A 12,263-nucleotide genomic window follows, 5' to 3' on the forward strand; every position below is an offset into this window, starting at 1 on the left:
CACACCAGCGTGCCAACCGCCTTACTCCCCGCTTTCTTCTTCTTCCTCCGCTTCTTCTGTAGTTTGCTGGGCAAACTGAAATCCGGTGTCGATCATCAGGTCCGGGCGTTTGCTGCGCAGTGCTTCCACACCTTCCTGGCTGATCTGGCTCTGCCAGAGGTAGACCTTCTTCAGGGCCGGCAGACCGGCGATCACATCCACGCTCGCGTCCGTAACTTCGGTACCGTACAAATTCAGGGATTCGAGATGGGTCAGGCCTTTCAGGTGCGCGACGCCCGCATCGGTGATCTTATTTTTTTCCACCCGCAGACGGGTAAGTTGCGGCAATTGTCCGATCACTTCCAGGTCGCTGTCTTTTAGTCCGGCCTCTCCGAAGTTGATCCAGGTGATCTGGTCTTTAGCTTCCAGCAGTGATTTTACCTGCTCGCTACTGACTTCGGAACGCACTACCTTGGGACCGACCTCCACAAAATTCGAATTGGAGGCCAGCATCTGCACGGAAAATCCGGCCTCTTCCAGGGCAGTACGGGTAGCTTCCGCCAGCGGTTTGGTATTGGCCGTTTCCACGTAGGGTTTCGGTCGTGTATCCAGTTTGTAGTCCCTTAACAGCAGCGCCTTGATGGATTCCGGTACTTCCACTTCGGTCAGTCGCTGACTGGAATCCGCGCCGATATCGATCCACCAGGAAAGCAGGTTGATCTCCGTAAAGGTTAAGGGAGTGCCTTTGGTCGGCATATATTTGACACTGGATGGATCAATGGTGACCCGGCGTACGATCTCACTGGATAAGGGCGCTTCGGGTTCGATCACGCTCCCGTGTTCTCCGCCCTCCAACAGCAGACTATAGGTAGCCATGTTCAGACCGCCCTGGGTTTTGGTGTCGCTGTGGCAGGAGATACATTTCTTTTCCAGCACCGGCTTGATCAGATCCGCATAAACGATCACCGAGTCCGGCGAAGCGAACTGGCGCGTATTCAGACTATCCGGCTGTACACCCATGATCGTCTGCACCAATCCCGGCGCGTATTGATAAAGATAGTCTTCACCGTGGGTCAGGTTCCCCCCCAGATGCCCGGTAATGGTCAGTCCCAGAATGGTTGCTCCCAGCACCCCGGCAAAATATTTGGGATCAAAAGAAATGCGTTTGCTTTTCATGAGCCAGGCTACCAATGCCAAAACGGAAGTACCGATACCCAGCCAGCGGTGCCAGCCGAGCGTTCCGGCGTCATATCCGCCGTCGGCAGCCAGCATCCAACCGCAAAAAGCGGCAACGAAACCGCTGATAGCTCCGACAATTAAACTAAGGGAAATAGCACTGTCCCAACCGGGTTTCTGCTGTTTGCGGTTAACCAGTTCCAGGATACCGGCCAACAATAAAAAGCCTATCGGCAGGTGAACAAAGAGTGGGTGGAAGCGACCAATGAACAGAGTCCAATCGGTCTGCAGGAGTAAGATCGACGACATACAAGTTTAAAGTTGTGTTTTGATTGGCAATCAGCTGAACATGCCACTTAAATTTCCTAATCTAAGCTGGAAGATAATAGATTGTTAGGTTTTTTTTAGAAATTTCCTTGATCTTCCTATTGATTTCTTATTTTTGCCCCATACTTACAATCTTCCCCCTTTACCATATTTCATAGACCATCTCTCGAACAGCGCACTAACAACTTTGTCGAGTTGTTGTCTGGAACAAATTTACCCTCTTACTCATCTCAAGAAAATTGACTGTCGATCCGCGGGATCCGACAGACAGACAACGTATATAACTCGTACTTAAATCGGTTTTCGGTTGCCTGATAATCCTAACGGAGGAAGGGCAACCTTTCGATTTAAAAAGCTGCATCAACGGCAAACGTCAATGAAGGTGGGTGATCAGCCTCAGATCTTTGGTCAGAGATAAGTGATCAAATTCGTACAGAAAATCATTGATCTGTTCACAGGTAAACAGTTCCCCGTCTTCGGTGAGGTGGGAATATTCCACCCGGATCTTAAAATCAAACCAGACATTGGATTTTCGGCTTTCGGAATTGATCACCAGCGGAAAGCCCTCTTTGTCCAGATCTTCCAGGCTGAGGATATACTGACTGTCCGTTTTGTTTTCATCTACGATCAGAAAGCGCAGTTTCTTCCAATCCAGGTCCAGATTGCGATAAAGTGGTTTGAGGTCCAGGCGGATGCGGACCGTTTCATCGTTTTTCCATTCACTCCGGGTGATCTGGCCAAAACGGGCCAATTGGTGCAAACGCTCCCGCAAAACGTAAGGATCCAGCATGCTGGGTGGATGAAAAATATCTTCGTAATTTTCCTCTCCGGCGATACCCTTCAACTCGTAGAGCATCAGCGCATTGTAGCGTTCAATATAGGCTCTGGCTTTGGGCCGGTCATCAGCCGGCAGAAAAAGATCGGGAATGATCTTGTAGGCAAATCCAAAATCGGCGAGCCGACAGTGAGAATAGCCCTTCAATTCGAAGATAGGGACCCATTCGCTGTCCAGCAGAGCGAAATTACCTTCCCTAATGTGTTTCCTGGCGTAGTATTCGCCAAAACAGGAGCAATCTTCCGGCGTGTAACCGGAAAGCAGGCTATGACCTTTTTCGAGCAACTGATCAAAGGGAGAAGACTGGGCCATGGTCTCGCACGGCAGTGCAACGGATTGGGCTCGTAACGAGCCGGCATACCAGATACAGGAGACGACCAATAAAAGTACACAACGGATGGTGACCATATTTTCTTAAATCGCTTTTCTTGGGGCAGTATACGCCCTTGTATACTGTCCATCACTACGCAAATAATCGGGACGGGAACCGTGAAATTAGTTCACGGAAACCGCAGCGGGCCGGGTACCATCCACGGCAGCCACTTCGTATGCTTCTCCTAGTATGCTGTATTGATCCTGATAGGCTTGCAGAACGGCTGTTTTAAAAGCCGCTACCCGGTCTTTTTTTACCAGGTTGATAGAACATCCGCCAAACCCGCCGCCCATGATGCGGGATCCGGCTACTCCGGGAAATTGCTGGGCAAATTCTACCAGAAAATCCACTTCCGGAGCACTAACTTCGTATTCATAACGCAGACCGTCGTGCGTTTCGTTGAGCAATTGCCCCAACTGCGCAATATCCCCTTTCTCCAGGGCATCACAGGCCCGCAACAGCCGCTCATTTTCGGCAACGACGTAATGGCAGCGTTTGTAGATCACTTCCGGCATGTCCTCCTGGTGCTTTTCCAATTGCTCCAGACTGACGTCCCGCAGACTTTTTACGTCCGGGTAATGTTGCTGCAATATGGCCACGCCGGACTGACACTCCTTCACCCGGGTTCCGTACTCGGAGGAAGCCAGAGAGTGACTGACCTTGGAATTGATCATGACTACCTGGTAATCTTCCAGGTAGAACGGAATGTAATCGTATTCCAGTGAACGGCAATCCAGACGGATCACCCGGTCTTTTTTTCCCATAACACTGGCAAACTGGTCCATAATGCCACAGGGTACACCGATAAACTGATGGGAAGAGCGCTGCGCCAGCTTGGCAATTTCCGGTTTCTGGATCTCCACGCCGAACAGATGTTTCAGCGCCGTGGCGAAGCCTACTTCCATCGCAGCGGAAGAACTCATGCCCGAACCGATGGGCAAATTACCGCCGAAGACGACGTCTATACCTTCCAGGCTGACGCCCATCTGCTGGAACTGCTCCAGAATACCAAATAGATAATTGGCCCAGAGTTGATCGCTGGACTGGATATCATCCAGGTCCACTTCATCCGCCTCTTCAATATCATTGGCCCAGAACCGGCAACTATCCGTACCGTTTTTGCCGACTGCAAAGTAGATGTATTTGTCAATTGCCGCCGGCAGTACGAAACCGTCATTATAGTCGGTGTGTTCTCCGATGATGTTGATCCGTCCGCTGGACCGGATTAAAAGATCGCAGTCACGACCGAATTTTTGGGTGAAGGTTTCGCTGATCAGTTCTGGTAAGGTCATTAATGATTTTTTATTCTGAAACTAAAGGGTTAATCCTCTTCATTCATATTGTGAAAGACGTTGATCACGTCTTCGTCCTCTTCGAGTTTATCGAGTAATTTGATGACGTCCTCGACTTCCTCTTCGGACAGTGTTTTGGTATGGGACGGTACCCAGACCAGTTCGGCACTCTGTACCTCAATTCCCTGCTCTTCCAGACCTTTTTGCAAAGCACCGTACTCTTCAAATTCCGTATACAGCGCCAGATTGCCCTCTTCCTCTGCCTTCATTTCTTCCAGCCCGTGATCGATCAGTTCCAACTCCAGCATTTCTACGTCCACGCCCTCGTTCTTCACCTTAAATACGCCTTTGTGCGCAAACATGTACTCTACGGAACCGGAGGTACCCAGTGAGCCGCCGTATTTAGAGAAAATATGCCGGACGTTGGCTACCGTACGGTTGGAATTATCCGTTGCCGTTTCCACGATTACCGCTACGCCGTGGGGTGCATATCCCTCATAGCGCAATTCATCATAGCTTTCCGCGTCCTTGGACGAGGCCCGCTTGATGGCGTTATCGATATTGGTTTTCGGCATGTTCACGGCCTTGGCATTCTGTATGGCCAGACGCAGCCTGGAGTTGTATTCCGGGTCAGGCCCACCTTCCTTTACTGCGATGGCGATCTCCCGACCGGCCTTGGTAAAGTTCTTGGCCATACTGGCCCAACGCTTCATCTTTCTAGCCTTGCGATATTCAAATGCACGCCCCATACTACAGTTGTAAATTTTTTTATTTGGTTAAACAAATTTTTGGGTGATCGGTAAAAGTGGGACAAAAATAATTTTTTTTCCCCTTTTGCGATCCTTTTTTTATTTGAAGTAAATAGATCGAGAATTAATCTTAATTTTACACCCGATAAACATTATCTTAACATACATGAAGAAGATTTTAATTCTTTGCCATTACAATACGGCCCGTAGTCAAATGGCGGAAGGATACTTAAAATTTTTCGCAGGAAACCTGGCTCTTGTGCACAGCGCAGGAGTAGAAAATAAGAACCTGCATCCGCTCGCCTTCGAAATCATGGATGAAGACAATATAGATATTAAGGAACAACATCCCAAGTTAGCCACCAAATTGCTAAAAAACAAATACGACTACCTGATCACTTTCGGCCAGGACATTCCCAGTGCTTTACTCAAGCAGGTACGGGCCAAAAAGCACCTCCATCTGGATGTTGATGACCCTACCCTTTCTACCCTGGATATGGAGGAATCTTTCCGGAATGTGCGTGAAACCATCAAGAAATTCATACTCAAGTTCATCGGGCAGGAACTCATGGACCCCGTAACCACCTAATTCTCAAGAAAAAACAAGCTAAAAAGGCGATCGGACAAAGTCATTCCGATCGCCTTTTTACTTTTTAGCAGTCAGAACTAGACCTGAAGCGAAGTGGCTTTGATCCTGACCTGCTGGTGACCGTCAGCCTTTCCCAACCGCTTCGCGTCCGTATCTGCTCTACTAAAATTGGGTTGGACCCTGACTGTGTCTGACACTACCAGGCCCAACCCAATTTTACGTCCGTTTCATCCCTAAAAGCGGTAGGGATACATTTGGGGGGACATAGGTGTTGAAACGTATAAGCTTAGGAGTCATGCTTACCGACGACTTGTGTTTTTCCCGATTCCCAAAAAGAAATGGACTAAACGCAAACCGGGAGAAGGAACGCCTTCTGCGGCATTTTCCTTCTCCCGGATGGTGGGGGCCTATCCAATTGCAGCGCGTTAACGCTCTGGTGTCCCCGAGTCAGAAATAGAATATTTTACTTCATCAATTGCTTGATCGCTCCCAGCGGTTGGATCAACTGTCCGGTCTCCGATCCGGATCGGGTGTCTTTTCCACTGGCGTGCAGGATCTCGTAGGCCTGTTGGCTATCCAGCTTGGGATTGATACTTTTCATCAACCCGATCAAACCGGAGACGTAGGGCGTCGCCATGGAAGTCCCGTTATAGGAAGCGTAGTTGTTGCCCGGAATAGTCGAATAAATGTTCGTACCCGGAGCCGCAACGCCCATTTTGATATCTTCCACCGTGTTGGAGAATACCGCACGGCTGAGATCTTCGGAAATAGCACTCACTCCGATAACGCCCTCGGCATTAACCGGAGAAAAATCTTTTGCATTCCGGTTGGAATTACCGGCAGCCGCTACCACGATACAGCCCGCTTTGTTGGCGTATTTGACGGCCTTCTCGTAGGCGCGTTGTTTCGTTTGGTTGGAATAGCCGCCGAGGGAAAGGGAAATGACGTCCACTTTGCGGTCGGCCGCCTCGATGATCCCATTGATGATGGTCTGCTGGGTACCCATTCCGGAACTATTCAGCACTTTGATGCTGGTTAGCTTCACAAAACCGTTGTTCCGGGAATATGAGGCAACCCCCTTTTGGTTATTGGACACCGCACCGGCAATACCGGCACAATGCGTTCCGTGACCACGGGGGTCATTGTCGTATTTGCTGTTAATTGAGGTAAAGTTATCCGTCAGGTCTTCGTGCTTACTATCCACCCCGGTATCCAGGATGGCTACGACGGCGGTCTTTTTCGGTTTGATCTTTTGCTGGTCCAGAAAATCATACAACTGATCCATACTCATGACCTCGAAAGACCAGAGATGTTCCAATCCCGGATCATTAATGCCGTATTTGCGATTAACCTCCGGCAGTTTACGGTTTGCTTCGATCGGGCTCACACTCACACTTTCATTGCCTTCCACCCAATCGATGATCCCGCTTTTATCCAGGGCCTTTTGCAGTCCTTTCCAATCTTTCTGATCATTGGGGATATCGAGCACGTAGTAGTCATCGAGTTCGGTCTGGTCCGCTAATTTCGGCTGAAACGCCCGGCTTGCCCGCACGCCGTAGTACTGGAAGATCGGCTCCAGGGTCTGTAGATCCGCCCCTTCGGCCAGTTCGATCAGTAGTTCACCGTCGTCGCTCCAGTTCTCTTCTACCGTCACCGGTTCGGCGATTAGTGCGTATTGCATGAAATTGTTATAGTAAAAACGGAGCCCTACGGCCAGTAGCAGCAGTCCGAAAAGGAATAAGGGAAATCTCTTGAGAAACAGCCGGGAAAACAATCCGATGAATCCCAGCACGGTCAGATCCCGGAAAAGCACCAGTAGTTTTTCGTCCAGGGCCAGTTCCGAGCTGGCCACTCCCACTACAAAAGCAACAATGGCCATTAGGAGCATTATGGGGAAAAAGGCTCCTCCGTCCCTGCGTTGTTTGTAAAACCAAAGTGCCAGAAATAAAGCACTTAATCCAAATCCGGCAACGTATATGAGCGATAGCATATGTCTGGCGTTTTTTGAGTTATGTTTTCAATAATAGGCCCTTTTTCCTAGAAATCCAACATTTATTAGATGTACGGCTGGAAAATAACGGTGGACGTCCCCGCTTATCAATAACGCAATAGATTGTCCGTTATTTGTTGAGTAGGTAGTTGTTCCTACCCAACAACTTGTTGTGAAGTTTGCGCCCGCTTATCTTCCACTCGTTCGAAAGCGGAGCGGGGCAACCATCGTGGAGCGGACACTTCCCTGCGCTGTATTCAACCGGAAGGGTACTTCAGGCGTTAAAATTACACCTGATACGCTAAGATGGAGAATGGAATAGGTAGGCTTAAAATTTTTCTTATTTTTGCGCACCGATTTCCGCTAACCGAATTATGACCAATCTACCCGCAAGAGCCCTAACTGAATTTAAACCGGCTCAGTCGGGAACAATACCAAAACTTATTAAATAATGGCAGATACTATTAAATGTCTGATCATCGGGTCGGGCCCTGCAGGATATACGGCAGCTATCTATGCCGCCCGTGCCGGTCTGGACCCCGTATTATACACCGGTAAAGAACCGGGAGGACAACTTACTATTACGACCGACGTCGAAAACTACCCCGGCTATCCGGATGGTATCGGCGGCCCCGAAATGATGGAAGAATTCCGTAAACAGGCCGAACGTTTCGGCACCCAGGTACGGTACGAACTGATCAGTAAGGTTGATTTCACGGGCGACATCCATAATGTGTGGACCGAAGGCGGAGAAGAACTCGAAGCCAATACCGTGATCGTAGCAACCGGTGCCAGCGCCAAGTGGCTGGGACTGGAATCCGAACAGCGCCTGAACAACAAGGGCGTATCCGCCTGTGCGGTATGTGACGGTTTCTTTTTCCGGGGTCAGGAGGTAGCGGTTGTCGGCGGCGGTGATACCGCAGCGGAAGAAGCTACTTATTTGTCCAAGCTTTGCCCCAAAGTGCACCTCTTGGTCCGTCGCGACGAAATGCGCGCCTCTAAGATCATGCAGGAGCGGGTCAACAAAACCGAGAACATCGAAATACACTGGAATACTGAGGTTACCGAAGTATTGGGAAAAGAAGAAGTAGAGGGTATTCAGGTGATCAACAATCAAACGAAGGAAACTTCCGTTATTCCGGTAAAAGGGTTCTTTGTTGCGATCGGCCACAAACCGAACACGGAGATCTTTAACGGATGGCTGGATATGGATAAGACCGGGTACATCAAAACCATCCCGGGTACCAGCCGCACCAATGTCGAAGGTGTCTTTGCCAGCGGTGATGCCCAGGACAATGTTTACCGTCAGGCCGTAACGGCAGCCGGTACCGGTTGTATGGCCGCATTGGACGCGGAGCGTTACCTGGTGGAAAAAGGCATTGTTTAACGGTAGATCCGGCTTCCAGTCAGGTATACGAAACGGTGATTTGTCTATTATAGATCGTATATTTGTTGAGGAAAGCACAACCGTCCCGGTACTGCGGTAACGGGACCGTGCCGTATCCGATTTCACACAAAATTTCAGACCGGCCCCGGCCGGTCCTACAAAACATATTCGCCGGCTGGAAGCCGGCATTTCATTTAATCACACCCTATATGTCTACTGCAACATCCACAAAATTCCGCCCGGGCGTACTGCACGGAGAAGAGGTAACCGAATTGCTGAATTATGCCAACGAGCACGATTTCGCCCTCCCGGCGGTAAACGTTATTGGTACGGATTCCGTCAATGCGGTACTGGAAACGGCCCGGGAAGTAAATTCGCCGGTCATTGTCCAGTTTTCCAACGGTGGTTCTGCCTTCTTTGCCGGTAAAGGACTGTCCAATTCCGACCAGCAGGCTTCCATCCTCGGTGGTATCTCCGGAGCTACCCACGTCCATACCATGGCCAAAGCGTACGGCGTACCGGTCATTCTGCATACGGACCACTGCGCCCGCAAGATCCTTCCCTGGATCGACGGACTGCTGTCTGCCGGTGAAAGTTTCTACGCTGAAAGAGGTTACCCGCTGTACAGCTCCCACATGATCGACCTTTCCGAAGAATCACTCGAAGAGAATATCGGCACCTGTGTTGAATTCCTGAAGCGGATGGATAAGATCGGTATGACCCTGGAGATCGAACTCGGGGTTACCGGTGGTGAAGAAGACGGTGTGGACAATACCGATATCGACAACTCCCGTCTGTATACCCAGCCGGAAGAAGTAGCCTACGCTTACGAAGAGCTGAGCAAGGTGAGCAAGCGATTCACCATCGCCGCGGCTTTCGGTAACGTACACGGTGTATACAAACCCGGTAACGTAGAACTGACGCCCAAGATCCTGAAAAACTCCCAGGAGTACATCCAGGAGAAATACGCGACTGCGGCCAATCCGGTGAATTTCGTATTCCACGGAGGTTCCGGCTCTTCCCGCGAAGAGATCCGGGAAGCCATCGGCTACGGTGCGGTTAAAATGAACATCGATACCGATATGCAGTGGGCATTCTGGGACGGTGTGCGCAACTACTACGAAGGAAAACGCGACTATCTGCAGGCGCAGATCGGCAATCCCGAAGGAGACGATGTACCGAACAAAAAGTACTACGATCCACGGGTATGGCTGCGGGCCGGCGAACAGTCTTTCATCGACCGTCTGAAGGTCGCTTTTGAAGACCTGAACTGCCTGAATCGCAACGCATAAATTTGATCATGAGCCATTTCTGCTTACCAATGGACAATTGTTTCCAAAGTAAGCGGAGAGGGAGGCAAGAGGAACCGGAGAAGGGGTGAAGCAGGGCGCTTCACCCTCTCTCCCATCCCCAGTTCACCCAATCTTTCTGAATTTATCCGGTAGTTTGTCCTTTCAGTGATCCGGAGTGGCTCATATGCTTTTTACAATGCTGGATCTCTTTCGCTTACTTTTAGACTTCGGAGTGGTGGTATTGATCTGGTTGGTCCAACTGGTTATTTATCCCAGCTTCAAATACTTCTCCCGGGAAGGCATCAATCGATGGCATCCGAAGTATACCTTTCTGGTCAGCTTTGTGATCATGCCCCTCCTGCTCGGGCAATTAGCCCTGGCTGCCTACCAGGTGTTTTTCTTTCCCGATCTGTTTACGATCGTTTCCTTTATCCTGATCATCATTGCCTGGATCCTTACTTTTTTCTTTGCGGTGCCCATCCATCATACTTTCTCTCTGGCCGAAGACCACCAGGTGCTGGCCGATCGCCTGATCCGCATCAACGCTTACCGAACCATTGTCTGGACGCTTGCCTTTGTATTTTCATTGATCCGGTTATTCCTGCTGGAATAAAAAAAGGTTTGAATTTTCCCCCTCCTGAACTAGGAAGAGGAAAACCCAAACCTCGATAGTGATTTGCAGAAAAAGTTAAAAACTTATAAGATGCAAACGGCGGGAAAGGAAGCGCCTTACCATCCCGCTTTGCTGATCGATTATTTTAGCTCATGGTTTCCGCCAACAGGAAGGAATCATCCTTACCCTCCAGCGAAGATTGCCCCATGAGGTATTCATCAACGGCTTTGGCGGCTTCGCGGCCTTCGCTAATGGCCCATACCACCAGCGACTGACCTCTGCGCATATCTCCGGCTGCGAATACCTTCTCTACACTAGTCTGGTAATTCGTTGCCTGGATATTCCCGCGCTGGTCGAGTGCAAGCCCCAGTTGTTCCAGCATACCTTCTTTCTGAGGGTGCAGGAATCCGGCTGCGATCAACAACAGGTCACAGGGCCACTCCTTTTCGGAGCCGGGGATCTTTTTGAAGCTGTACCGACCGGTCTCTTCGTCTTTTCCCCACTCCAGATCGACGGTTTCGATGGCCTTGATATTGCCGAAGCCGTCATCGATAAAGCGTTCGGTCATCAGAGCCCATTCGCGCTGACAGCCTTCCATGTGGGAGGTAGACGTACGCAGGATCATCGGCCAGTTCGGCCAGGATAAGGGATCGCGCTGCTCGGGCGGCTTGGCCAGCAATTCGATCTGGGTCACGGATTCCGCTTTGTGCCGGTTGGAGGTACCCACACAGTCGGCTCCCGTATCACCACCGCCGATCACGACCACATGCTTACCCGTGGCCATAATGGATTCCTGCTCGGCGATCGGATCTCCCGATACGCGACGGTTATTCTGCTCCAGGAATTCCATGGCAAAATGAATACCGCTCAAGCTGCGTCCGGCCAGCGGAAGGTCCCGGGGGATCGTGGATCCGCCACAAAGCACCACGGCGTCGTAATTATCCAGCAATTCGGAAACCGGTACATTTTCCCCAACATTGGCGTTGGTCTTGAAACGGATACCTTCGGCTTCCATCAGGCGCACCCGGCGTTCCACCACCCATTTTTCCAGTTTAAAATCCGGAATACCGTAACGGAGCAGACCGCCGATGCGATCATTACGTTCCATGACCACTACCGTATGCCCGGCTTTATTCAGCTGGGCTGCAGCGGCCAGACCGGCAGGACCGGAACCCACGACCGCTACTTTTTTACCCGTTCGGCTGATGGGCGGTTTCGGGCGCAGGTAACCTTTTTCGTAAGCAACTTCCGCAATGGATTTTTCGATGTGTTCGATAGCCACCGGAGGTTGATTGATGCCCAGTACACAGGCCGTTTCGCAGGGAGCCGGACAGATCCGTCCGGTAAACTCCGGAAAGTTATTGGTGGAGCTCAGGATGCGGAAAGCGAGCTCCCAGTCCTCCTGGTATACCGCATCGTTGAATTCAGGGATAATATTCCCCAGCGGACATCCACTGTGGCAGAAAGGCACGCCACAGTCCATACAGCGGGAAGCCTGCTGGCGGGTCTTTTCTTTGGGAAACTCCTGATACAGTTCTTTATAGTCGTTTACCCGCTCGTCTACCTCGCGTGGATCGGGGAGTTCCCGGGTATATTTCATAAATCCTTTTGGATCAGCCATATGATGATTGATATAAAATTTAACAAATTGATACTTCGAA

10 protein-coding genes are annotated in these 12,263 nt (G+C 50.4%); 4 read left to right on the top strand and 6 right to left on the bottom strand.

Annotation, left to right across the window (positions count from 1 at the left end):
• Nucleotides 1-21: 21 nt before the first annotated feature.
• The 4 genes from CRP01_RS01000 to CRP01_RS01015 all read right to left on the bottom strand — a co-directional run bounded on the left by CRP01_RS01000 (nt 22) and on the right by CRP01_RS01015 (nt 4,731).
• Entirely contained in the window at nt 22-1,464 is a 1,443-nt protein-coding gene (locus CRP01_RS01000) for a DUF2231 domain-containing protein (RefSeq protein ID WP_099148111.1), read from the bottom strand.
• Nucleotides 1,465-1,855: 391 nt separating this feature from the next.
• Nucleotides 1,856-2,725 (bottom strand): hypothetical protein, encoded by an 870-nt coding sequence (locus tag CRP01_RS01005; protein ID WP_143473220.1) that lies wholly within the window; start codon nt 2,723-2,725, stop codon nt 1,856-1,858.
• Between the two features lie 87 nt (nt 2,726-2,812).
• The gene (locus CRP01_RS01010) at nt 2,813-3,982 is read right to left on the bottom strand and encodes a galactokinase (RefSeq protein ID WP_099148113.1); all 1,170 of its coding nucleotides are present in this window, start codon (nt 3,980-3,982) and stop codon (nt 2,813-2,815) included.
• A 29-nt stretch (nt 3,983-4,011) separates the two neighbouring features.
• Nucleotides 4,012-4,731 (bottom strand): YebC/PmpR family DNA-binding transcriptional regulator, encoded by a 720-nt coding sequence (locus tag CRP01_RS01015; RefSeq protein WP_099148114.1) that lies wholly within the window; start codon nt 4,729-4,731, stop codon nt 4,012-4,014.
• Nucleotides 4,732-4,897: 166 nt separating this feature from the next.
• Here CRP01_RS01015 and CRP01_RS01020 point away from each other — a divergent pair, with 166 nt between their 5' ends.
• Complete coding sequence (locus tag CRP01_RS01020) at nt 4,898-5,320, top strand: arsenate reductase/protein-tyrosine-phosphatase family protein (RefSeq protein ID WP_099148115.1); 423 nt, start codon at nt 4,898-4,900, stop codon at nt 5,318-5,320.
• Between the two features lie 463 nt (nt 5,321-5,783).
• Here the strand turns inward: CRP01_RS01020 and CRP01_RS01025 are convergent, their stop codons facing one another.
• Nucleotides 5,784-7,310 (bottom strand): S8 family peptidase, encoded by a 1,527-nt coding sequence (locus CRP01_RS01025; protein ID WP_099148116.1) that lies wholly within the window; start codon nt 7,308-7,310, stop codon nt 5,784-5,786.
• Between the two features lie 451 nt (nt 7,311-7,761).
• Here CRP01_RS01025 and trxB point away from each other — a divergent pair, with 451 nt between their 5' ends.
• The 3 genes from trxB to CRP01_RS01040 all read left to right on the top strand — a co-directional run bounded on the left by trxB (nt 7,762) and on the right by CRP01_RS01040 (nt 10,602).
• Nucleotides 7,762-8,697 carry a thioredoxin-disulfide reductase gene (gene trxB / locus CRP01_RS01030; protein ID WP_099148117.1) on the top strand — a complete coding sequence of 312 codons (936 nt, stop codon included), beginning with the start codon at nt 7,762-7,764 and terminating at the stop codon, nt 8,695-8,697.
• A gap of 209 nt (nt 8,698-8,906) precedes the next feature.
• Nucleotides 8,907-9,989, top strand: coding sequence for a class II fructose-bisphosphate aldolase (gene fbaA, locus CRP01_RS01035; RefSeq protein WP_099148118.1), 1,083 nt, complete (start codon nt 8,907-8,909; stop codon nt 9,987-9,989).
• Between the two features lie 196 nt (nt 9,990-10,185).
• Nucleotides 10,186-10,602 carry a hypothetical protein gene (locus CRP01_RS01040; protein WP_099148119.1) on the top strand — a complete coding sequence of 139 codons (417 nt, stop codon included), beginning with the start codon at nt 10,186-10,188 and terminating at the stop codon, nt 10,600-10,602.
• 145 nt (nt 10,603-10,747) lie between these two features.
• Here CRP01_RS01040 and CRP01_RS01045 read toward each other — a convergent pair whose 3' ends face one another.
• The gene (locus tag CRP01_RS01045; RefSeq protein WP_099148120.1) at nt 10,748-12,223 is read right to left on the bottom strand and encodes a glutamate synthase subunit beta; all 1,476 of its coding nucleotides are present in this window, start codon (nt 12,221-12,223) and stop codon (nt 10,748-10,750) included.
• Nucleotides 12,224-12,263 lie beyond the last annotated feature (40 nt).

The sequence above is a fragment of the Flavilitoribacter nigricans DSM 23189 = NBRC 102662 genome (assembly GCF_002646595.1).
In the GTDB taxonomy this organism is placed as follows: domain Bacteria; phylum Bacteroidota; class Bacteroidia; order Chitinophagales; family Saprospiraceae; genus Flavilitoribacter; species Flavilitoribacter nigricans.